We start from the raw sequence: 22,663 nt of genomic DNA on the forward strand, positions 1-22,663 counted from the left end.
CGCGGGCCCTCGAGGTCGACCTCCATGATCTCCAGCGGCTTTCCGGCGGCGACAGCGACAGCGGCGCGGGTTTTCATTCTTTTTCTCTCCCAAATCTCTATTTTGCCGGGCCAGAACGCGGCGCTTATGATCAGACTATGCGGCGATCTTGCCGGGGCCGGCGGGAAACACACCCGACATGACGGTGAAGCCCTTGATGCGCTTGACACGGTCGCACCAGCGCCGAATAGCCGGATAGTCCTGGCGCGGAACACCGCCTTCCTCCGACAGGATGATGTAAGGAAAACAGGCGATGTCGGCGATGGTCGGGTGACTGGCCGAACAGATCCAGTTGCGGCCCTGCTGTTCGCCGAACCACAGATGCTCGTCGAGGATGCGGAAAAGGCGATGCGCGCCGGCACGCGCGGCGTCGATATCGAAGTCATAAAACAGCGCATCGTGCAGGCGGGCGGCCGACGCCGTCGAAGTGATACCGTCTGCAAAGGCCAGCCACTGGCTGATCTCGCCCAGCAGAGCGGGATTGTCCCGCGGATACCAGGTGCCCGACGGATCGTATTTCGAGGCGAGATAGACAAGGATCGCTTGGGCATCGCGCAAGATCAGCTCTTCATCCTCGATGACCGGCAGCTGGCCAAGCGGATTGAGTTTCAGGAACCATTCCGACTTGTGTTCGCGGCCGGGGTAGAAGTCGACCGGCACGGTCTTGTAGTCGATGCCGAGAAAACTCATCAGCAGCCGCAGCTTGTAGCAATTGCCCGACAGTTCGTAGTCGTAAAGCGTGATCATCGGCGGCTCCTAAAGCAATTCCAGGAAACGTGTGTAACGGTTTTCCGTCCGGAATTGCGTAAAACAAACAGTTAGATGTCCAGCACGAGGCGTGCCGATTTGGCGCGCGAAACGCAGGTCATGATCTTGGTTCCGGCCTTCCTCTCGGCATCGTTGAGGTAGACGTCCTGATGGTCCGGTTCGCCCTCGATCACCGTCGCCACGCAAGTGCCGCAGGCGCCTTGCTCGCAAGACGACGGAACATCGATGCCGCTTTCGCGCATGACCTGCATGATCGTCTTGCCCGCCGGCACCTGAAGCGTGACGCAGGAGCGCGCCAGCGCGACCTCGAAGCTCGAACTGTCGTCGATCTTTTTGGTGTTCTTGAAGTACTCGAAATGGACGGCGCTATCCGGCCAGCCCTGCTCGGCCGCGATCTTGCGCGCGGCTTCCAGCATCGGTCCCGGGCCGCAGATGTAGAGATGCATGCCATTGCGATAACCGGCGAGGAGTTGTCGAAGCTCGGCGCCGGTCGCGTCGGGCGAGAGGCCGAGATGCGGCTTCAGCGCATCGCCGAGATGCTTCAGCCGATCGGCAAAGGCGAGGTGTTCCTCGCCTTGCGCGAAATAATGCAGCTCGTGCGCAAGCTCCTGGTTCTTCAGCGCCTGCGCCATGGCGAGCAGCGGCGTGATGCCGATGCCGCCGGCGACGAACAGCGTCTTGATCGCATCGCGGCGCAGCGGGAAGTTGTTGCGTGGCTCGGAAATCGCCAGCACGTCGCCCTCTCGCACCGTCTCATGCATGCATTTCGAGCCACCCTTGGAGTCCCGTTCCAGCTTGACGCCGATGGTGAAGCTGTCGGTTTCACCGGGACCGTTGGTGATCGAATACTGCCTGATCTCGCCATTGGGCATGTGGACGTCGATATGGGCTCCAGGCTGGAACGTCGGCAGGATGCCCTTGATCGGACGAAGCTCGAAGCCTGCGATCCCGTCGGCGGTCTGCCATTTTCTGGCCACGCTGACACGCAGCGCAGCCTTGCGGCCATGCGTGGTCACCTCAGGCATTTCGGCGAGTTCGGCCGAGACCCGTTCGTAGACCGGCTCGAGCGGCGCCGGCGCCGGCGCGTTCGCCACGTCGCGCTCGACCTCGTCGCGCAGCTTGGAAAGCCGCTCATTGTGGTGACGCAGAATGGCAATGCGCGCGGCGCCCTCGGCCTCCTGATCGAGCACGCCGCGGATCACCGAACGGTTGGAATCGACCGGCTGCACGAAGAAAACGCCCTGCGTCTCGGCGCCGCTGGCTCGCGAGCGAAGCGCCACAGCGAAATCCTGGGCGGCTTCGACGAGAATGTCGGCGCCCTCGCCATCGATCGCTCCGTTGGGTTGAAAGCGATAGGCTCTCAGCCTCTCGACGACCTTGTCGGCCGGCGCGTTGACCGCGATGCCGCGCAAGGCGACGAGCTTGCCTTCGGCGAGGCCGGCAATCTCAGGCACCTCCCCGCGCGGCTCTTCCGAGGACCAGACCAAGCCATAACGTTCGACCGCCGGAAACGTGCGGTTGGTGATGGTGCGGGCGGGTGCATCGGCCGGATGAGCCGGGATATAGGTGCAGCCAGCGGTGCGGTTCGAATAACGCCAGCCGTGATACTGGCATTTCAGTTCGCGCCCGTCATTGATGCCGATCGACAGCCTGACGCCGCGATGCAGGCAGCGGTTCTCCCAGATGTTGACGTAACCGTCATCGGCCCGCCACACGGCGAATTCCCGGCCCAGCAACTGGCCGTGGAAAACGTGGCGAAACGGCAAATCATGGGCAGCGGCGATCGGATGCCACCGGCTTCTGGCTTCTTCCAACATCAATCGTCTCCAAAATGTCTGTCAGGCTGCAGCCGGGATGACCCCGTAGGTCACGCCCTTCTGGCTGAGCCAGCGCCGGTAGGCGATGGCCGACTTGTCAGCGCGGATCGGCGTCTCGGCGCGCGGATCGAGCGGCAGGCGCTTCGGCACCTGGTTTTCCAGGATCGGCTTGTCCTGGCCGAAGATCGTCTGCTGGAAACGCTTGATCACCTTGTCTTCATTGTCTTCGTCGAGCACGCAAAGCAGCATGTGGGCGCGCACATGCTCCTGGTCGACCGGCTGCAGGAAGACGGCGATGACATCGCGCCGGGTCTCGTCGACCGGGCTCGATTTATAGAGCACCGAGCAATAGGGATGCGGCACGCGATAGACGTAGTCGACGTCGGCGCCGCCATCGGACGCCGTCGACGCCATCGGCTGGAAGAAGCGGCAGCGCGTGGCCAGGATCTCGTCGCGATCGACGGAGATCTCGACGTCGTATTCCTTGACTTCGGTATGCGGCTCGACGCCGAGTATGTCGGTATGCACATAGGGGAAGTGGCCCATGTCGAGAAAGTTCTCGATGGCGCGCGGCGCCGAGACGTTGACGCCGAACGTTGCCGCATTGAGCTTGCGGCGGTCCGGCTCTTGATATTCGGGGATCGGGAACAGCTCGGCCGGCGGCGACCCGAGCGAGGTCCAGACATAGCCATAGGCGCTTATTGCAGGCAGCCTGTCGGCGGGTGGAATATGGTCAGCCCTTTGCACATCGGAACGCGAGCGCCAGACGACGGGCTCGCCATCCGCGTCCACCGCAAAGCTGAGGCGCTCCTCGAGCAGAACGGTCTCCTGGACGGCGCCGGGAGCAGCTTCCGCGATGGCGCCCACAGGATGCCAGAGATTGAGGATCACGGGATCAGCGCATTTCGTCATCATGTTATCCCTTCAAATACCCTCGGACGTCATCAGATCTGTGCCGGTATCGCACCATAGGTGACCGCCCTGTCACGCAGCCAGCGCCGATAGGAAACCGAGACGGCATCGGCGCGGATCGGCGTCTCGGCGCGCGGATCGAGCGGCAGGCGCTTGGGGACCTGGTTTTCCAGGATCGGCTTGTCCTGCGCGAAGATCAATTGCATGAAACTGCGCACCGTCGCCGCGTCCATGCCCTCCTTGAGGTAGCAGAGATAGGGATGCGCGACGCAGTTCTCCTCGTCGACCGGCTGCACGAACAGCGTGATGACATCCAGCCTCCCCTTCTGGATCGGATTGCTCTTGTAGAGCGCCACCGTATAGGGCCGGATCACCTTGTAGATGTACTCGACGACGAACCCTTCCTTCGCGGTCGGCGACGCGATGGGCTGGTAGAATTTGCATTCGGTCGCCAGCACCTCGTCCTGGGGCGTGATTTCCACCTTGTAAGGCACGACCTCGGTATGCGGCTCCTCGCCGAGCCAGCCTGTGTGGATGAAGGGGAAATGCCCCATGTCGAGAAAATTCTCGACGGCGCGAAGGCCCGACACCTTGACCGCGATCGAGCCGCCGCTGACCAGATGTCGATCCGCCTCGTTGGCCTCGGGGATGTAGATGATGTCGCGCCAGGGTTTGTCCAGACAGGTCCAGACGAAGCCATAGCGCTCGGCGCTCTTCAACACGTCGCCGGTATCGTTGCGAACGACTTCGATCTTGTTTGAATGTTTTCGAACGACGAGATCGACCCCAAGCAGACGGGTCGAAAAGGGCACATCCTGGCTGAGCGATTCCTGGTCAGCGACGATATGCCAGTCGTTCAGAAGCTCGCGGTCGACGCAACGGGTTGCCATCGGCATCCCTCCCAACTCGGCTAGCCCTTCACCACGAACCTAGCCTGACGTTTCGCAATGACGAAATCACAAGATTGGATACCAATCAATGATTTTTTGTCAGCCAAAATCATTTTTTGTGTTGACAGACTATGATGATTGAATTCCGATATGGAAAACCTGAACCTGGGATATGGCACATCCCGAAGCGTCATGTCTTCATCATGGAAAGCCTGCTGATCATGTCGTCGCAAAGGCGGAGAACCGTGCCTTGAGCAGCCGCTCCCAGACGATCGCGGACACGCTGACCCGCGCCATCATCGACCATCGGCTGGTGCCCGGCTGCAAGCTCGGCGAGCGCGAGCTTGCCGAGATATTCGATGTCAGCCGCATCGTGGTGCGTCAGGCCCTGATACGGCTCGCCGATGACGGGCTGGCGCAGATCGAGCGCAACCGCGGCGCCTTCGTCGCCAGGCCAAGCATGCAGGAGGCAATGGAGATTTACGACGCGCTGACCCTTGTCGAACAGGGGGTGGCGGCCCAGCTCAGCGATCGCCTTGGCCCCGCCGGATGGGCCGAGCTGCGCCAGCATGTCGAACGCCAGCGCCAGGCAGTCGCCGCCGGCAACGATGCGCTGGCCGACGTGCTCGGCCAGGAATTCCACACGGTGTTCGTGCGCCTTAGCCGCAACAAGGTGATGCAGGAAATCCATGCCCAGCTCGTGCGCCGCACGACGCTGCTGCGCTCGCTCATTTCAGCCGATTTCGACTATTGCAATCTGCTCGACGATCATTCGAGGGTCGTAGACCTCCTGGAAAAGGGCCGCCTGAAACAGGCCATGGATCTGATCGACACGCATCACCGCACCGTGGTGCGCGGCTATATCATGGATCGCGAGGTGTTTCCGGAGATGACGCCTGCCGAAGCGCTCGCACCCTATCTCGACGGCAAGGCCGACGGAGCGACGATATCGGCTGGATTGAGGCAGGCAAAACCATCCGGGAATGGCGACGGCGCGGTGCACGCGCACGTCCATCTCCCTAACAAAGACCGGGCATCGACAAGCCGGGCATCAACCAAAAAAACCAACAGAGGGTTACCGACATGAACGACCTGACAAGACGCGGATTCCTGAAATACAGCGGTGCGCTGGGTGCTGCGCTCGGTGCTGGAGGGCTGAGCACGGTCGCCAAGGCTCAAGAGGTGCTCAAGATCGGCGTCGTCTACGTCTCGCCGATCGCCGAAATCGGCTGGACCAAGCAGCACAGCCTTGGCGTCGAGGCGATCAAAGCCGCGTTCGGCGACAAGGCCGAACTCACCGTCATCGACAACATCTTCATGCCGCAGGATGCGGAGCGCATTTTCCGCGAGCTGGCCAGCGCCGGCAACAAACTGATCTTCGGCACCAGCTTTTCGCACGGAACGCCCATGCAGAAAGTGGCGCCGCGGTTCCCCAAGGTGGCTTTCGAACATTGCTCCGGCATCGTCCACCTTGCCAATCTGGGTACCTTTGAAGCCAAATATTACGAGGGCACTTTCGTCGCCGGCGCGGCCGGCGGCTACATGTCGAAATCCGGCAAGATTGGTTTCATCGGCGGCTTTCCAATTCCGGATATCGTCGGCCCGGCCAACGCGCTGCTGCTCGGTGCGCAAAGCGTCAATCCGAACGCCACCTGCAACGCCATCTTCCTGAATTCCTGGTTCGATCCGGGCAAAGAGAAGGAGGCCGCCAAGACGCTGCTTTCGCAAGGGTGCGATGTCATCTGCTCGATGACCGACACGGCGACGGGCGTCCAGGTCGCGGGTGAAGGCGGCGCCTGGTCGATAGGCTACGCCAGCGACATGGCCAAGTTCGCTTCGGGCAAACAGCTGACGTCCTTTGTCCTCGACTGGACCAGCGACTATGTCGGCGCCGCCAAGGCCGTCGCCGCCGGCACCTGGAAGCCGGAAGTGCGCTGGGATGGACTGGCAGCGGGCGTCGTGAAGATGGCGCCCTACAATGACGGCATACCGGCCGACACCAAGGCCAAGCTGAAGCAGCTCGAGGCCGACATCGGCAGCGGCAAGGTGCACCCCTATGGCGGCGAGTTGAAGGACCAGGCCGGCAACCTCAAGGTCGCTGCAGGCTCCGTCCTGGCCGATGACGATGTTCGCGGCATGAACTGGTTCGTCAAAGGCATGATCGGCAAGCTGAGCTGAACGCCATCAAAGAACCAGGGAGGCGCCGAGACCGACCTTCGGCGTCTCCCTGCCTGGTTCCCGTCCAACCTCGCTTCACGCCACGGCAGGACCCGCCATGCATCCGCGTCTAGAACTGCGCAACATCTGCAAGCGCTATCCCGGCGTCGTCGCCAATGACGACGTCTCGCTGTCTATCCAGCCCGGCGAAATCCACGCCGTGCTGGGCGAAAACGGCGCCGGCAAATCGACCCTGATGAAGATCATCTATGGCGCGGCGCAGGCCGATTCCGGCGAGATCTTCTGCGACGGCAATCCGATCGCGGCGCACAACCCGGCGACGTCGCGCGCGCTCGGCATCGAGATGGTCTACCAGCACTTCGCGCTGTTCGAATCCGTTTCAGTGGTCGAGAACATTGCGCTCTCGGCAAGCAGCGCCTTCGATCTGCCCTCGCTTGCCGCCAAGATCCGCGAGCTTTCGCTTCGCTACGGTATGCCGATCGATCCGCATCGCCAGGTGCATGACCTCTCTGTCGGCGAGCGGCAGCGCGTCGAGATCGTGCGCTGCCTGCTGCAGGCGCCCAAGCTTCTTATCCTCGACGAGCCGACTTCCGTGCTGACGCCACAGGCGGTGGTCAAGCTGTTCGAGACGCTTCGACAACTCGCCGCTGAAGGCTGCAGCATCGTCTACATCAGCCACAAGCTTGACGAGGTGCAGGAGCTCTGTGACACCGCAACCGTGCTGCGCAACGGCAAGGTCACCGGCACCGCTCGGCCGAAAGAGACGACCTCGCTCGAGCTCGCCCGCATGATGGTCGGCTCGAAGCTGCCGGAAATGCATGTCAGCCCGCCGACCCCGAGCGAGAAGCCAGTGCTCGAGGTCAACAACCTTTCGGTCAAGGCAAGAGACCATTTCGGCGTGGATCTGAAGGACGTCTCCTTCAACGTTCATGGCGGGGAAATCGTCGGCCTGGCGGGAGTGTCCGGAAACGGCCAGGCGGAGCTTATCGCCCTGCTCAGCGGCGAACGCACGCATCACAACAACGACGCGATCAGGATTTGCGGTACCGCTGCCGCTCGCCTTCGTGCCGACGAGCGCCGTAAGCTCGGTCTCGCCTTCGTTCCCGAGGAACGGCTGGGCCGTGGCGCGGTACCGTCGCATACGCTGTGGGAGAACGCGGTTCTGACCGCCCATCGCTTCGGCACCGTCCGCAACGGCCTAGTCGACCGGCGCAAAGCCAGCGCCTTAGCAGCTGGCATCATCGACAGGTTCAAGGTCAAGGCCAACGGTCCGGCTTCGACGGCGCAAAGCCTGTCGGGCGGCAATCTGCAGAAATTCATCGTCGGCCGTGAGATCGCGCTCGAGCCGAAGCTTCTGCTTGTCTCCCAGCCGACCTGGGGCGTCGATGTCGGCGCCAGCGCCTTCATCCGCCAGACCATCGTCGACCTCAGCCGCGCCGGCGCGGCGGTGCTCGTCGTCTCCGAAGAACTCGACGAGCTGTTCGAGATTTGTGACCGGCTTCTGGTGATCTGCCAGGGGCGCGTGTCACCGCCGCTGGTTCGCAAGACGACCGACCGCGAAGAGGTCGGGCTGCTGATGACCGGTCGAACGATGAGCACGGATCAAATGGCAATTGGGAGTGGCGACGTTGCGCTTCAGGATTGAACAAAGGCCGGAGCCTTCGGCAACAATGCGCGTCGCGGCGCCGGTGCTGGCGTCGGTTTTGACGCTGGTCGTCGGCTCGATCTTTTTTGCCTCGCTCGGACACGATCCGCTGCCGACGCTCTACGCCTTCTTTGTCGAGCCGTTGAATTCCCTCAACGGTTTGTCGGAATGGCTGCTCAAGGCTTCGCCGCTGATCCTCATTGCGTGTGGGCTGGCTATCGGCTTCCGCGCCAATGTCTGGAACATCGGCGCCGAGGGCCAGTTCACCATGGGCGCGATTGCGGCGAGCGGCGTCGGTCTTTTCTGGCCGAACCCGGACAGCGTGCTGCTGTTGCCGTTGATGTTCGTTGCTGGCATGGGCGCCGGCATGGCATGGGCGGCGATCCCTGCCTTCCTGCGCGCCCGCATGAACACCAACGAGATCCTGGTCACGCTGATGATGACCTACATCGCGACGCTGTTCCTGTCCTATCTCGTGCATGGACCGTGGCGCGATCCGGCCGGTTTCAACTACCCGCAGACGGCACTTCTGCCGACAGCCGCCCTGTTCGAATCCTTCGACCCGGCCTATCGGCTCAACCCTTCGATCTTCATCACCGTCGTCGCCGTGTTCGTGATGTGGCTATTCACTGACCGCAGCTTCCTTGGCTACAAGATGTCGGTGAGCGGAGCGGCACCGCTAGCCGCCCGCTATGCCGGCTTTCGCGAATCTGCCGCCGTCTGGATCGGGCTGATGGCGGGTGGTGCGGCCGCCGGCATCGCCGGCATGGCGGAAGCCGCCGGGCCGCTCGGCCAGCTCTCGCCGCAGATTTCGCCCGGCTACGGTTTCGCGGCCATCATCGTCGCCTTCATCGGCCGGCTGAACGCCTTCGGCATCGTGCTTGGCGGGCTGTTGATGTCGCTGCTTTTCCTCGGCGGCGAAGGCGTGCAGATGACGCTGGGCCTGCCCTCGGCGCTGACGCGCATCTTCCAGGGCATTCTTCTGTTCTTCCTGCTCGCCGCCGACTTCTTCATTTTTTATCGCATCCGCCTGATACGGCCGGCCCGAGACACGCACGCGCTGGAGACAGCCTGATGGACTTGATCATCGCCATCTTCGCCGGCACCGTCATCGCCGCCACGCCGCTGATATTCGCGGCACTCGGCGAACTGGTGGTCGAGAAGTCCGGCGTGCTCAACCTTGGCATCGAAGGCATGATGCTGATGGGCGCGGCATTGGCTTTCTGGGCCGTAACCGCAGGCTATCCAATGCCGGTTGCGATCCTGGCCGGCGCCCTGGCAGGTGCCGCCGCCTCGCTGCTGTTCGGCGTTCTGGCACTGACCTTCCTCACCAATCAATATGCGGCCGGACTGGCGCTGGCCATCTTCGGTTCCGGCGTGTCGGCCTTCCTTGGCCGCGGCTTCGGCAGCGAGCCTATCGAGGCGCTGCACGGCATCAACGTCCCTGTTCTGTCCGATCTGCCGCTGATCGGTCCGTTGCTCTTCCGCTTCGATCCGATGGTCTACCTGGCTCTGGTGATGTTCGCTGCCATCAGCTGGTTTCTCTACCGCACGAAGGCCGGGCTGATCCTGCGAACGATCGGCGAGTCACCGCAGACATCGCATGCGATCGGCTATCCCGTGATCAGGATCCGCTACATGGCCGTGCTGTTTGGCGGGGCGATGGCTGGCCTGGCTGGCGCCTATCTGTCCGTCGCCTACACACCGCTCTGGGTCGAGAACATGACTGCCGGCAAAGGCTGGATCGCACTGGCGCTGGTGGTTTTCGCCACATGGCGCCCGCTGCGCATCCTGCTTGGCGCCTGGCTGTTCGGCGGCATGACGATCCTCCAGCTGCAGGGACAGGCGCTCGGACTGGAAGTGCCGTCCGAACTGCTCTCGGCCCTGCCCTATCTCGCGACAATCATCGTTCTGGTGCTGATCTCGCGAAACCGGCAAATGCTGGCGCTGCACTTCCCGGCTTCGCTAGCAAAGCCTTTCCGCCCGGCGGGTTGAGCAGCAGGGTCTATTCCCTGTTGTAGGGAATGCCGAGCGCCACGGGCTGATGGGTGCGCGACCGCAGGCCCGCAAGCAGCACAAGTGACGCCACATAGGGCAAGACGAGGAACAGCTGGTGGGGGACAGGAATCCCCACCACTTGCGCATGGATGCCCAACGCCTCCAGAAACGCGAAGATGAAGATCGCTCCAACGATCCGGAACGGCATCCAGTTGCCGGCGATGATCGCGACCACGACCAGCCAGCCGCGGCCGGCAATGAGATCGGGAACGAACTTGTCCGAATAGCCAAGCATCAGGAAGGCGCCGCCGAAGCCGGACATCATGCTGCCGAACATGATCGCGAGGCACTGCCTGAGGCCGACGTGCAGGCCCTTGACGTCAAGCGCCTTCGGATTTTCGCCGACACAGCGCACCTCAAGGCCGTATTTCGTTCGGTAGAGAAAGAACCAGACGAGGATGGGCACCAGGAAGCTGACATAGGTCAGCAGGCGTTGGGAAAACAGCACCGGCCCCAGGATTGGAATATCCGACAGATAGGGGATCGGAACCTGGTCGAAGCCGATGAAGGTCGGCGCCTCGCGGCCGCCAATATAGGCCTGGAACCAGAACAGCGTCACGCCCGATGCGAGAAGATTGAGGGCAAGGCCGGCTACGAATTGCTCGGCCTTCAAAACAATCGTGACGAACGACATGATCAGGCTGCTCGCGGCGCAGGCCAGGATGGCTATCGCCAGAGCCAGCCAAGGCGATCCGGTTGTCGAGGCAACCATGTAGGCGACAATGGCGCCAATCAGCATGGTGCCTTCGACAGCGATGTTCCAGATGCCCGCGCGCTGCGTGACAAGTTCGCCCATTGCCGAAAAAAGCAATGGCGTGGCAATGCGGACCATCGCCGCCAGGAGGCTTATCAGAAGCGGGCCCTGCAGCAGCTCAAGCATGGACTTCCCTCCTCACGATCTGAAAGCGCGTTGCGACGGCGGCACTGAGAAAGAACAAAAGCACCAGCCCTTCCATCGCCGACACCAGGCCTGCCGGCGTGCCACTCTTCAGCCGCATGTAGATCGTGCCGCTTTCCAGCGCGCCGAAGAACAGGGCGGCGATCATCACGCCGCTCGGGCGCAGTCCTCCCACCATGGCAACGACGATCCCCGAACTGCCGATGCCAAGCAGCGTCTCGGCACGCAGCCGGTGCGAGACACCGAAAAGCTCGCCGGCGCCAGCCAGTCCCGCCAGGGCCCCCGACATCAGCATGACGGTCAGCAGAAGCCGGCGCACATTGGTGCCGCGAAACGTCAGCGCGGTCGGGTTTGAGCCGAACGCGCGGATTTCGTAGCCCAGCGACGTCTTGTCGAGCAGCACCGCTGCGAATGCCGAGGCGGCGAGAGCGAACAGGAAGCCGACATGCAGCTTTCCCGCCCCAACGGCCAAGAGGATCGGCCACTCCAGACTTGGATCGATGGGCGGCGACTGGTGATAGGATACGGTCACGCCTGTCGCCATCCAGGGGCCGCCATCGAGAAGGTAGGCGAGCAGGTACATGACGACGTAATTCAGCATCACCGTCGAAATGATCTCGCTGGTGCCGAACCTGGTTTTCAGTGCGCCGGCCAACAGGCCGAGCACGCCGCCGCCCGCCATTCCGGCCAGCGCGAGTGTGCAGACGGCCAGCCAGCCTGGCAATGGCGCTATCCAGAAACTCACCCAATAGGCGGCCATCGCGCCGGCGAACACCTGCCCCTCCTGGCCGATGTTCCAGATCTTGGCCCTGAATGCGAACACCGTGCCCAGCCCGACAAGCAACAGCGGGGTCGCCTTCGCCAGCGAACCGAGCAATGCGCCTTGGCTGCCGAATGCGCCGACGATCAGGGCCGTGAAGGCCCTTGCAGGATCGCCGCCGGAAAGCCTCAGCAAAACAGCGGAAGCCAGGAGAGCACCTGATATCGCCGCCGAATAGCAGACGACGTTCCATCCCAGGCTGCTGCCCGAGCGTCGTTGAAATGAAATCATTGAATTCCCTGCGTAAGCTGGCTGGCATCGCCTGCCATCATCATTCCAAGTTCGAGGAGGCTGGTCTCCTCGGGTCGCACGATGCCCATGATCCGGCCCTTGAACATGACCGCTATGCGATCGCAAAGGCGCAGCAGGTCTTCGAGTTCCTCTGAGGCGAGCAGGATCGCAAAGCCCGCGGCCCGCTTTTCCAGGATTTTCTCGTAGACGAATTCGGAGGCCGCAACGTCGAGCCCTCGCGTCGGCTGGTTGGCCAGCAACAGCCGCCGCGCATGCTGGAACTCGCGGGCAAGAATGACACGCTGCGCGTTGCCCCCCGACAATCGCTCCACCGGGAGGTCCGCCGAGGCGGTCGCGACCTTGTATTCGTCGATCTTGCGCCTCGCCAACTCAGCCAGTTTGCGGCGATCGAGGAACGGACCGCGACAATATTCCGGCGATCGCTGCCAGCCGAGGACAAGGTTTTCGGCGGTTCCGAACTCCGGGATCAACCCTTCGAGGAAACGATCGTCCGGAATGAAACCCACGCCGCTGTCGAGAATCTGGCGAGACGTCGGCGCGGTGACCGGGCTTCCTTCCAGCGAGAAACCGCCCGATTGAAGCGCGCGGACTCCCATCAATACCTCGAACAGTTCCTTCTGGCCGTTGCCGGCAACGCCAGCCAGCCCGAGAACCTCGTTGGCGGCGACGGTAAACGTCACGTCCTTGAGGACATCCTCGCCCCATTCGCCAACCGCCGACACCTTTTCGACCGAGAGGATTTCTCCCGCCGGCGTGACGGAATTGTCCCTGACGTTTTTCGTCACCTTGTGCCCGACCATGAGGGCGGTAATCGCCTCGGCTGTCGTATTGGCGGTGTCCACCGTAGCGACGACCTTGCCTTTGCGCAGGATGGTGACCCTGTCGGATTGCATCACCTCGCGCAGCTTGTGACTGATCAGGACAATCGACAATCCACGCTTGCGCATCCCATCAAGGATGACGAAGAGCTGGTCGGATTGCTGCGGCGTCAGGACCGCCGTCGGTTCGTCCAGGATCAGCAGCTCGGCACCGAAATAGAGCGCTTTGAGGATTTCCACCCATTGCTGTTCACCGACCGACCGTTGCCAGATTTCGCGATCGAGGTCGATGTCGATGCCGCAGTCCCTGCAGAGGCCGAGAACCCTGCGGCGGGCATCGGCCTTCCTCAGCAGCAACCCGACATCGGCACTGCCGACGATGATGTTTTCGAGCACGGTGAAGTTCGACACCAGCACGAAATGCTGGTGAACCATGCCGATGCCTAACCGCAAGGCATCGGCGGGAGAGTTCAATTCCACCACCTCGCCCTTGAAGCGTATCTCGCCGCTATCGGCTTTGTAGTAGCCGTAGAGGCAGGACGACAGCGTCGACTTGCCTGCCCCGTTTTCACCGAAAAGGCAGTGGATCTCACCCTTGCGGATATCGAGATTAACCCCGTCATTGGCAATGACGCTGCCAAATCGCTTGGTAAGGTTCTGAACGTTCAGCAGGTCTTCCATTGGGTCGCACCGGGCTGCCTGGTTGATGTGTCTTACTTCACCTCGGCGGTGTTGAGCGGAACGACAAACTTGCCGGAAAGAATCTCCTGCCGCTTGGCAGATATTTCGCCCTTCACCGCCTGCGGGATCTTGCCGTCGAAATCATGATAGGGTGCGATGTCGGTGCCGCCTTCGGCCATCGAAAACCATTTCGGTTCGGCGTTGCCATTGAATTGCGCACCGGCCTTGTGTTTCAGCCATTCGCCGATGATCCAGTTGAGATCGGGTTTCCAGCTGATGATGGCGCTGGACGCAATGGCGTCGGGCGCGACCTTGCTCTGGTCGTTGATGTTGGCGAAGCACATGATCTTGTGCTCCTGGCAGGGCTTGAAATTGTCGGTCAGCATGAAAACGACGTCGGCGCCGGCCGCGATCTGCACATTGGCATGCTCAGCCGCCAGCGCATTGTCGGACCACGAGCCGATGAACGAAAGCCGATGCTGGATGTCCGGCCTGATCGACTTTGCACCCTCGAAGAACGCATTGATCTGGTCGTTGACGTCATTGGCTGGAAAGGTGCCGACGATGCCGACCATGCCTGTCTTGGTGGTATGGCCAGCCAGCATCCCAAGCAGGTAGGAAGGCTCATGCAGCCGCTTGTAGATCCAGTATTGATTTGGCCCGGCTGGGTGATTGCCGGAGCCGGTGACAACAAACATCAGGTCGGGGAACTCGACACTCAGCTTCTGGACCTGGTCCGAATAGGTGCCATGGCCCCAGATGATGTCGTATTCACCACTCTCTGCGTAGAAACGCATGGCGTTCTCAGCATCGTCTCCGTACAGCGGATCGGTATGTTCCCATGCAATCTCCAGCCCCTCGGGCCTTTCCTGTTTCAGTTGCTCAAGCGCGTCGAGCAGCGTCCGGTCCCAGCCGACGTCAGGCAGGTCCTGCAGGATAACAGCCAGTTTCAGCGTCTTTGGGACATCCGCGAATGAGCGTACAAGCCCCGACAGAAGCAGGGCGCCCGCCGTGCCCAGGATTGCCGTGCGTCGCGTAATGGTATTCGTCATCGCTTGATCCTCTCATTCCAGTCCGAGAACTGTCCAATGCCGCCCTGTCGTCATCCGGATGTTCTTGTCTTTTCCGGTTGCCTACTTGGAGGCGGCGATCGCCTGGACAACGTCCCCATGGCGTTGTTGGCAGCCGGTCTTCCGGCTTAGGTCCGAAACTTCCACGGCGAAGGTCGGCTAACAATGGCTGCGATTTCTTTCGCGCATATCCACAATTAATCATGTCCGAAAATGCGCCCATGACTAGAGCATAGTGCCGAAAAGTGTGAAGCGGTTTTCACGGACAAACGGAAACCGTTTGTCCAGACATCATGCTCTATCTCTTTGATCTAGAGGCGGATTCCGATTTCAGGTCGATTCGACCTGAAATCATCCGGCTCTAGTGTGCGCCGATACCGTTGCCGGCCACGACGCCATAACGCAGGCCCCTTTCGCGCAGCCAGCGGCGGTAGGCGGCCGACGCGGCGTCGGCGCGGATCGGCACCTCGGAACGGGGATCCAGCGGCAGCCTCTTCGGAACCTGATTCTCCAGGATCGGCTTGTCCTGACCCAGGATGGTCTGATGAAATCGCCTCAGCGTCGCGAGGTCGCGGATCTCATCCAGCAAGCAGATGACGATATGGACGAGCACCCAGTCCTCTTCGACCGGCTGTCCGAACAGCGCGATGACGTCGCGTCGGTCGCGTTGCCGAGACCCCGTCTTGTAAAGGACGGCGCAGAACGGGTGCGGCACCCGGTAGATGTATTCCGTATCGGCCCCTGTCGTCGAACCCGCATTCGCCTGCGGCTGGTAGAACTCGCAATCGGTGACCATTATTTCGGGTGGCTCGGCCGAAACCTGCACTTTGTAAGGCTTGACCTCGGTGTGCGGCTCCTCGCCGAGAATGCCGGTGTGAACGAATGGGAAATGCCCCATGTCGAGAAAGTTCTCGACGGCCCTGGGCGCCGATACGTTTACCCTTACGACGCCCTGGATGATGTGGCGGCGATCGGCTTCGGAAAATTCCGGAATCTCGAACAGGTCGCGCTCCGGCGTGCCGAGCGTCGTCCAGACATAGCCGAACCGCTCGATGACAGGTAGCTCTGTTTGGGCAGCTTCGACGGTAGCGTGGCCTTGCCAGACGGCGGCCTTGCCCTCGCGCCGGCCAACGGCAATCGGCTCACCGAGCAGGACCGTCCTCACCGCCCGATCGATCGGCAAGTCCTCGACACAGGCGACGACATGCCAGTCGTTGAGCGCAACGGGATCGAGATGAGAGAAATTGCTCATGGTGCTGTCCAGCCTGGAATGTCTGTTGTCGGTGAACGGATCTGGCCAAGGCGCGACCGGCAACCAGGATGCAAGACATCGGTCCGTTGCCTGACGCCGGATCAACCCTGATTGCCCGACAATTCATTTGTGCCTGGAAAACCGCCATGTCCGCTCTTGAGGAAAGCATATCGCCAGTTCACCCGCCGGTTCTGGAGGCAATGCTTGCCTCGTCACCCGGAGGCACGTGGGCAACCATCAGGCGTTGCGCTTCTGCTCTCTGAGCTCGGTCGGTGAACAGTCGAACGCCAGCTTGACCTGCCGCGAGAAATGATAGGGGTTCTTGTAGCCGACCTGGTAGGCGATCTCGCTGATCGACAGTCCTGTCCGCTGCAGCAGATGCGTGCCGTAATCGAGGCGGCAACGCCACAGATATTTGGCCGGCGTCATGCCGAGATGTTTCTTGAACGCCGAGACCAGATATTGCGGGCTGACGCGCACCTGCTGCGCCACCCGCTCGATCGACAGATCGGCGGCAAAGTTCTCTTCGAGGAAACGGCGTGCCTGCAGGATCGTCTGCGGGATCGGCCGCTCCGCCTCGATCACCTCGGCCTCGTAGATGAAGGCGTGGAGCAAGGCGTTGGTCAGCGACTCGCGAACACCACTGCGGCCGCCGCGCTCGCCGAGGCCAAGATCAACACCCAACTGCATGAGGGTGTGGACCATCGGCGAGGCGACGATGAACGGCGCGAACTTCTCGCGCTCCTTGTACAGCCACGCCGCGTTCTGCGGCCGGCCATCGCACCAGCTGATATGGGTCAGCGTTTCCGGCGCCACCGACGTCATGTAGCGATCACGCGTGAGCGACAGAGCACATTGTCCTGCCTCCAGTTGCAGGACGCTGTCATCCGCCTCGAGCGTCAGGGATCCGACGTGGACAAGCATGAAGGCCAGATAGTCGCCACCGATCGGCCCGTAGTCGCCGCCATTCTCATAGGTTAGTTCGCCGAAGGTGTTCTCGCGGCTAAGGTCGATCGGTGGCAGGCGCATATCGGCTTCCCCCTGTCAGACTGCCGGTGCCATGCAAATGAAGTCGATCCGCGTTCCGGCTGCGTCTCCAATTGTCGAAGCTATGGCCTCGTGACGCAAGATACCGCCAATCAACCTGCTCATGGCGGCAGACCGATGCTTCCACGCGCACAGGCCCAGGCTAGCCGAGGCGATCCGCCAGGCGATCTGCAGAGAGGCCGCCCTTGAACGCTCGCTGGTCAACGGCTTGTCGAGATCGACGTCGAGCCGCGCTGGCCAGTCGTCGTCACTCGGGTGGGATCACACTGGTGGACATAGCCGGAATGAAGGGCGCCTTGGTCAAAGGCGCCCTTCGCATCGGCGGCGCGCTTCGGTCCTGGAGGTACGGACTCAAGCATTTTGAGAGGAGCCACCCGATGAGCTCACTGGGCCGGCTTGCCCAGCGAGCATTCGTATATTTCGGCGAAGTGCTACAACAATCCGCTAGAAGTCGCGCTGGAAGCGGAGGAGGCCGCCGACGCTATTCTCTTTCGTAGCGCCGACCCAGTTACGGTTGTCAATCTGGCCAAACTTGCCATCGTGGTTATAGTCAACTTCGGCCGTGACCGTGAAGCCGGGGACGACATCGTAGGCAAGGTTTGCCGCGACACCGTAATTCTTGTCATCGTCAGCGGAAACCTGGAGATTGAACGAGGTCTTCTCGTTGAACTTGTAGGTGCCGCCTCCCCAGACTGCCCAGTTGCCGCCCCACTGCTTATAGAAGTTGCGGTCGATGTTCTTGTCGGTGCCGTAACCGGCCATCAAGAACAGAGACAGAGCGCTCGAAGCGTTCACGTCCAAGCGAACCTTGCCGGCATATTCTTCGAAGGTGCTGTCATAAGCAGCGACGCCCGTGATCGCGCCCCAGCCCTGCGTGTACTTCACGCCGCCGACGACATGCGGGACATAGCTGTCGATCGTGTCGTAACCCGAACTGATGTACGTGAAAGGCGGGACGCCGGTCGGGCCAGCGCTGCCGCTACCTTCTTCGAGGGAAACCACGCCCGACAAACCGTTGCCGAGGTCGAAGTAGTACTGGACGACGTTGCTGTCGAAGCCGCCATAGGGGACGATCGTGTCGTTGATGACGTTGCCGGCGTAACCGATGAAGGTGTCGAAGGCCGGGTCGTCCTTACCGACGCGCAGACCACCGAGCTGGATCCAGGCGAAGTTCAGCGTAATGCCCGTGTTGCGGGCCTGCCAGTTGTTGCGGCTGTCGTTGGTCGTGGCCTGGTTGGCATAGTCGCCGAAGCTGTTGCCGAAGTTGAAGCGGGTCTCGGTGTAGGTCTTCAACGTGCCGAGTTCGGTTTCCTGGCCGGTCCAGGTCTTCAGGTTGAAGCGGGCATTCTTCCAGTAGGTCGAGTGGTCGTCTTCGCCCATGCTGTCAGGAACGTGATTGACGCCATCGAACGAACCGGCATCACCCACGCCGACGTCGTAGCGGACATAGCCGCCGATGCGCAGGCAGGTTTCGGTGCCGGGGATGTAGAAGTAACCAGCGCCGTAGACGTCGCAGATCTTGACGTATTCAGCGGGTTCCGGCTCGGCAACAACGACGGCGTCGGCGGCGCGCGCACCGGAAACTGCGATCAGAGCCGCAGCTGAGCCGAAAAGAAGGCTCTTGATGTTCATTTTCCTCTCCATTCAAAAGATCAAAAAAGCCAGGGTATCTTTCGAGGCTGGCAACCCGCTCCCCGGAAAACGCCGCACCCATGGATCCAAGCTCCTCCTGCCGTCCGCAGCCGAAGGCGCCACTTCCGTCAATCGACGGAAATTGCTTGCAAAATGGCTCGGACGACAAACTTGGCGGTGGATGTATGCGGTGATTTCGCGATGACGTTAGGACAGGCGCAACTCGTCACGAATGGCGCTGCTACGCAAAACCATATCTGTGGCTAATGCCCTGTCCGCGGCAGCCATGTATCTGCCTGTGGCGCGCTCCCCGGACGGTCAACCGGGTCTGGGCTCGTAGATCGGGAATGCCTCGCAAAGCTCCTCGACCGACCGCCGAGCCGCCTTCTCCTGTTCGGCGCCCCATTGCGTTCCGACCGCATCCAGCACGTCGGCTATGAGATTGCCGACACGGGCAAACTCGCCCTCGCCGAAACCGCGCGTGGTGGCGGCCGGTGTGCCCAGCCGTATACCGGAGGTGACGGCAGGCGGCGCCGGATCGAAAGGAATGCCGTTCTTGTTGCAGGTCAGCCCTGCCCTGCCCAACGCCTCCTCCGCGTCCTTGCCGGACAGGCCCTTGCCGCGCAGGTCGACCAGCAGCAGATGCGTATCGGTTCCGCCGGAGACAATGTCGAATCCGCGCTCGCCAAGCGTCGCGGCCAGCTTTCTGGCATTCGCCACCATCTGCCGGGCATAGGTCTTGAACCCGTCCTCCAAGGCTTCACCCAGGGCAACGGCCTTGGCAGCAATGACATGCATCAGCGGGCCTCCCTGCAGGCCAGGGAACACCGCCGAATTCAGCTTCTTGGCGATGTCCTGGTTGTTGGTCAGGATCATGCCGCCGCGCGGGCCGCGCAGCGTCTTGTGCGTCGTGGTGGTGACGATATCGGCGACCTCCACCGGGTTGGGATGCACGCCGCCGGCGACCAGGCCGGCGAAATGCGCCATGTCGACCATCATCAGCGCGCCGACGGCATCGGCGATCGCCCGGATGCGCTTGAAGTCGATGATGCGCGGATAGGCCGATCCACCCGCGATAATCAGCTTTGGCCGTGTTTCCCGCGCCTTGGCCTCCAGCTCCTCATAGTCGATAAGGCAGTCGCTCTGGCGCACGCCGTATTGCACGGCGTTGAACCATTTTCCCGACAGTGTCGGCCGGGCACCGTGCGTCAGATGCCCGCCGGCGGCGAGCGACAGACCCATGAAGGTGTCGCCCGGCTTCAGCATGGCGAGCATCACCGCGCCATTGGCCTGGGCGCCGGAATGCGGCTGCACATTGGCGTGCGCCGCGCCAAACAGCCGGCAGGCCCTGTCGATGGCAGCCGCTTCGGCCAGATCGACATATTGGCAGCCGCCGTAGTAGCGGTGCCCCGGATAGCCCTCGGCATATTTGTTGGTCATCACCGAGCCTTGTGCCTCCAGCACAGCCGGCGAAACGATATTTTCGGATGCGATCAGCTCGATTTCGGACCGCTGCCGGCCCATCTCGCGTGCAATCGCATCGGCGACCACCGCATCCTGGAGCTTGAGGTTCCTCTGGAAAAAACCGGTCATTCTGCTCGTCTCCTGGCGGCAAAAGGCGGACACGGTTTTCGGCGTCGCCATTGCCTGGTGTTGGAATTGAAACGGGGAGCTAGTTCACCGCGTCAGGCGGGGTGCGGCCTTCGAAGAAGGCCGACAGATTGTCGATCACCCGCATGCCCATTGCGATGCGCGTTTCGCTGGTGGCGCTACCCAGATGGGGCAGCAGCACGACATCTTCACGCTCCGTCAAGGCGCGCGGCACGAACGGCTCCGTCTCGAACACGTCGAGCCCGGCACCAGTAATCCGACGCTCACGCAGCGCCTGGACCAGTGCGTCCTCATCCACCACATCGCCGCGCGCGGTGTTGATCAGGAAGGCTGATTTCTTCATGCGGGCAAGACGACGTTCGTTGATGAGGCGGGTGTTTTCGCCACCGCCCGGACAATGCAGCGACACGAAATCCGAGGCCGCCAGCACCTCGTCCACAGTCGCCAGCTGCCGCGCCGGCATGCCGGGATGGGGAACCGGCTGGCTGTCGAAGAAGACGACCTCCATGCCGAAGCCGAAGTGACAGCGCCTGGCCATGGCCTGGCCGATCCTTCCCATGCCGATGATGCCGACGGTCTTGCCGCTGACCTGGGTGCCGCAGAGATGCGTCGGCCGCCAGCCGGTCCATTTGCCGGAGCGCAGCTCGCGCTCGCCCTCTCCGGCACGGCGCGCGCACATCAAAAGCAGCGTCATGGCGAGATCGGCGGTGGCATCGGTCAACACGGCGGGCGTGTTGGTGACGATCAGCCCTGCTGCGCTGGCAGCGGCAATGTCGATGTGGTTGAAGCCGACACCGAAATTGCCAAGTATTCTTGCCCTGACCCCGCCTGCAAAGAGATCCGCGCCAAGCCGGTCGGTTACGGTCGGCAGCACGGCATCGGCAAGCAGCAGGGCCTGGCGAAGCTCTTGTTGCTCATAGGGCCGATCGGCTTCATTCAGCGTGACATCGAAATGGTCGCCAAGGCGCTGTTCGACCTCATGCGGCCAGCGCCGGGTAACGATTACCTTCGGTTTGCTCATGGCTACGATCCTCTCAAGCCGCGCGTTCGTGCCGCGGCTGCAGGGTCCGGCCGATCTCGGCGCGGTACCATTCCTGCGCAGCGGCAACACCGGAGCCGGCCTCGATTCGGGCTCCGGCGTCGCGTAACGACATTTCCGCCGAGGCCAGGGCGGCGAGGCACATGACCTCGTTGAGGTCGCCGAGATGGCCGATGCGGAACACGCGGCCAGCCACCTTGCTGAGGCCCGCGCCGAAGGATGTGCGATATCTGGAATATCCGTTGGCGATGACCTGTCTGGCATCGACATCCTCGGGGACGACGATCGCCGAAACCGTATCCGACCACCATTTTTCCTCGTTGGCGCAGAGCTTTAGTCCCCACGCATGCACGCCGCGGCGCACACCTTCGGCGAGCCGGTGGTGCCGGGCAAAAATCTGCTCCAGTCCCTCGGCAAAGATAAGGTCGAGGCTGGCTCTCAGGCCAAGCAGCAACTGCGTTGGCGGCGTATAGGGGAAGAAGCCGGTCTTGGACGAAGCCTGCATATCCTCGAAGCTGAAATAGCAACGCTCCATGCGCGACTGCTTGTGCGCTTCCAGAGCCTTGGCGCTCACCGCCAGGATGCCGAGACCGGCAGGCAGCATCAGCCCTTTCTGCGAACCGGTGATGGCAAGGTCGACACCCCATTCGTCCATCCGGAAATCGATCGAGCCGATCGAGCTGACGCCGTCGACGAACAGCAGCGCATCGTGAGCCGTTTCGTCGAGCGCGGCACGCACGCCGGCGACGTCGGACGTCACGCCGGTCGCGGTCTCGTTGTGGGTGGCGAATACCGCCTTGATCTTGCTGCCCTTGTCGTCGCCCAGCCGTTGCCGATAGGCGTCGAGCGGAACCCCCTCACCCCATTCGGCATCGATGCAATCGACCTCAAGTCCAAGGCGCTCGGCCATATCGACCCACAGGTGCGAGAACTGGCCGAAACGCGACATCAGCACCCGGTCGCCACGATTGAGCGTGTTGGAGATCGCCGCTTCCCAGGCACCGGTGCCTGAGCCCGGAAAGATGAAGACACTGCCGGTCTCGGTCTTGAATATCCGCTTCAGGTCGTGAAACAAAGGCAGGACCAGTTCCGGAAAATCCGGGGCGCGCATATCCTGCATCGGCACGTTCATGGCCCGCCGCACAGCGTCGGGAATGTTGGTCGGACCCGGGATAAAGAGATGCGCCGTTCCATTTTTCATGATCTGGTTCTCCTGTTGATATGAGCATCGCCACA

20 protein-coding genes are annotated in these 22,663 nt (G+C 62.0%); 6 read left to right on the forward strand and 14 right to left on the reverse strand.

Annotated features, from left to right (window positions below; genetic code table 11):
- Positions 1-135: 135 nt before the first annotated feature.
- The 4 genes from AC0L2D_RS24630 to AC0L2D_RS24645 all read right to left on the reverse strand — a co-directional run bounded on the left by AC0L2D_RS24630 (position 136) and on the right by AC0L2D_RS24645 (position 4,426).
- Entirely contained in the window at positions 136-786 is a 651-nt protein-coding gene (locus AC0L2D_RS24630) for a glutathione S-transferase family protein (RefSeq protein WP_063168879.1), read from the reverse strand.
- Between the two features lie 71 nt (positions 787-857).
- Positions 858-2,624 (reverse strand): PDR/VanB family oxidoreductase, encoded by a 1,767-nt coding sequence (locus tag AC0L2D_RS24635; RefSeq protein WP_473542805.1) that lies wholly within the window; start codon positions 2,622-2,624, stop codon positions 858-860.
- A 21-nt stretch (positions 2,625-2,645) separates the two neighbouring features.
- Entirely contained in the window at positions 2,646-3,539 is an 894-nt protein-coding gene (locus AC0L2D_RS24640) for an aromatic ring-hydroxylating oxygenase subunit alpha (protein ID WP_224621514.1), read from the reverse strand.
- Between the two features lie 29 nt (positions 3,540-3,568).
- Positions 3,569-4,426: an aromatic ring-hydroxylating oxygenase subunit alpha gene (locus AC0L2D_RS24645; protein WP_032809603.1), complete on the reverse strand. Its 858-nt coding sequence runs from the start codon at positions 4,424-4,426 to the stop codon at positions 3,569-3,571.
- Positions 4,427-4,676: 250 nt separating this feature from the next.
- Between AC0L2D_RS24645 and AC0L2D_RS24650 the strand changes: the two genes are divergently transcribed.
- The 5 genes from AC0L2D_RS24650 (at position 4,677) to AC0L2D_RS24670 (ending at position 10,244) form a co-directional block, all read left to right on the forward strand.
- On the forward strand, positions 4,677-5,513 hold the full coding sequence (locus tag AC0L2D_RS24650) for a GntR family transcriptional regulator (RefSeq protein WP_013529895.1): 837 nt from the start codon (positions 4,677-4,679) through the stop codon (positions 5,511-5,513).
- A complete protein-coding gene (locus tag AC0L2D_RS24655; RefSeq protein WP_013529894.1) occupies positions 5,510-6,604 on the forward strand; it encodes a BMP family ABC transporter substrate-binding protein in 1,095 nt (364 codons plus the stop codon). The genes AC0L2D_RS24650 and AC0L2D_RS24655 overlap by 4 nt, the downstream gene beginning before the upstream one ends.
- Positions 6,605-6,701: 97 nt before the next feature.
- Positions 6,702-8,249 (forward strand): ABC transporter ATP-binding protein, encoded by a 1,548-nt coding sequence (locus AC0L2D_RS24660; protein WP_473542808.1) that lies wholly within the window; start codon positions 6,702-6,704, stop codon positions 8,247-8,249.
- Positions 8,233-9,324 (forward strand): ABC transporter permease, encoded by a 1,092-nt coding sequence (locus tag AC0L2D_RS24665; RefSeq protein WP_013529892.1) that lies wholly within the window; start codon positions 8,233-8,235, stop codon positions 9,322-9,324. The genes AC0L2D_RS24660 and AC0L2D_RS24665 overlap by 17 nt, the downstream gene beginning before the upstream one ends.
- Complete coding sequence (locus AC0L2D_RS24670) at positions 9,324-10,244, forward strand: ABC transporter permease (protein WP_473542810.1); 921 nt, start codon at positions 9,324-9,326, stop codon at positions 10,242-10,244. The genes AC0L2D_RS24665 and AC0L2D_RS24670 overlap by 1 nt, the downstream gene beginning before the upstream one ends.
- Before the next feature lie 10 nt (positions 10,245-10,254).
- Here AC0L2D_RS24670 and AC0L2D_RS24675 read toward each other — a convergent pair whose 3' ends face one another.
- The 7 genes from AC0L2D_RS24675 to AC0L2D_RS24705 all read right to left on the reverse strand — a co-directional run bounded on the left by AC0L2D_RS24675 (position 10,255) and on the right by AC0L2D_RS24705 (position 18,777).
- Positions 10,255-11,187, reverse strand: a complete 933-nt coding sequence (locus AC0L2D_RS24675) for an ABC transporter permease (RefSeq protein ID WP_013529890.1) — start codon at positions 11,185-11,187, stop codon at positions 10,255-10,257.
- Positions 11,180-12,256: an ABC transporter permease gene (locus AC0L2D_RS24680; RefSeq protein ID WP_473542812.1), complete on the reverse strand. Its 1,077-nt coding sequence runs from the start codon at positions 12,254-12,256 to the stop codon at positions 11,180-11,182. The genes AC0L2D_RS24675 and AC0L2D_RS24680 overlap by 8 nt, the downstream gene beginning before the upstream one ends.
- Positions 12,253-13,776 carry an ABC transporter ATP-binding protein gene (locus AC0L2D_RS24685; protein WP_473542814.1) on the reverse strand — a complete coding sequence of 508 codons (1,524 nt, stop codon included), beginning with the start codon at positions 13,774-13,776 and terminating at the stop codon, positions 12,253-12,255. The genes AC0L2D_RS24680 and AC0L2D_RS24685 overlap by 4 nt, the downstream gene beginning before the upstream one ends.
- Before the next feature lie 32 nt (positions 13,777-13,808).
- On the reverse strand, positions 13,809-14,828 hold the full coding sequence (locus AC0L2D_RS24690) for a BMP family protein (RefSeq protein ID WP_013529887.1): 1,020 nt from the start codon (positions 14,826-14,828) through the stop codon (positions 13,809-13,811).
- 379 nt (positions 14,829-15,207) lie between these two features.
- Positions 15,208-16,098, reverse strand: a complete 891-nt coding sequence (locus AC0L2D_RS24695; protein WP_024505105.1) for an aromatic ring-hydroxylating oxygenase subunit alpha — start codon at positions 16,096-16,098, stop codon at positions 15,208-15,210.
- Positions 16,099-16,335: 237 nt separating this feature from the next.
- Complete coding sequence (locus tag AC0L2D_RS24700; RefSeq protein WP_473542817.1) at positions 16,336-17,127, reverse strand: AraC family transcriptional regulator; 792 nt, start codon at positions 17,125-17,127, stop codon at positions 16,336-16,338.
- A 462-nt stretch (positions 17,128-17,589) separates the two neighbouring features.
- On the reverse strand, positions 17,590-18,777 hold the full coding sequence (locus tag AC0L2D_RS24705) for a porin (protein ID WP_473542818.1): 1,188 nt from the start codon (positions 18,775-18,777) through the stop codon (positions 17,590-17,592).
- Between AC0L2D_RS24705 and AC0L2D_RS24710 the strand changes: the two genes are divergently transcribed.
- Positions 18,770-18,982, forward strand: coding sequence for a hypothetical protein (locus tag AC0L2D_RS24710; protein ID WP_473542820.1), 213 nt, complete (start codon positions 18,770-18,772; stop codon positions 18,980-18,982). The two genes, AC0L2D_RS24705 and AC0L2D_RS24710, sit on opposite strands and share 8 nt — an antisense overlap.
- A 113-nt stretch (positions 18,983-19,095) precedes the next feature.
- Here the strand turns inward: AC0L2D_RS24710 and glyA are convergent, their stop codons facing one another.
- From glyA to AC0L2D_RS24725, 3 genes are all read right to left on the reverse strand, one after another.
- Positions 19,096-20,370 carry a serine hydroxymethyltransferase gene (gene glyA, locus AC0L2D_RS24715; protein WP_013529884.1) on the reverse strand — a complete coding sequence of 425 codons (1,275 nt, stop codon included), beginning with the start codon at positions 20,368-20,370 and terminating at the stop codon, positions 19,096-19,098.
- Between the two features lie 79 nt (positions 20,371-20,449).
- On the reverse strand, positions 20,450-21,409 hold the full coding sequence (locus AC0L2D_RS24720) for a 2-hydroxyacid dehydrogenase (protein WP_224675220.1): 960 nt from the start codon (positions 21,407-21,409) through the stop codon (positions 20,450-20,452).
- 13 nt (positions 21,410-21,422) lie between these two features.
- Positions 21,423-22,628 (reverse strand): aminotransferase class V-fold PLP-dependent enzyme, encoded by a 1,206-nt coding sequence (locus AC0L2D_RS24725; protein WP_224675221.1) that lies wholly within the window; start codon positions 22,626-22,628, stop codon positions 21,423-21,425.
- Positions 22,629-22,663 lie beyond the last annotated feature (35 nt).

The organism is Mesorhizobium sp. WSM4833 (genome assembly GCF_055811095.1).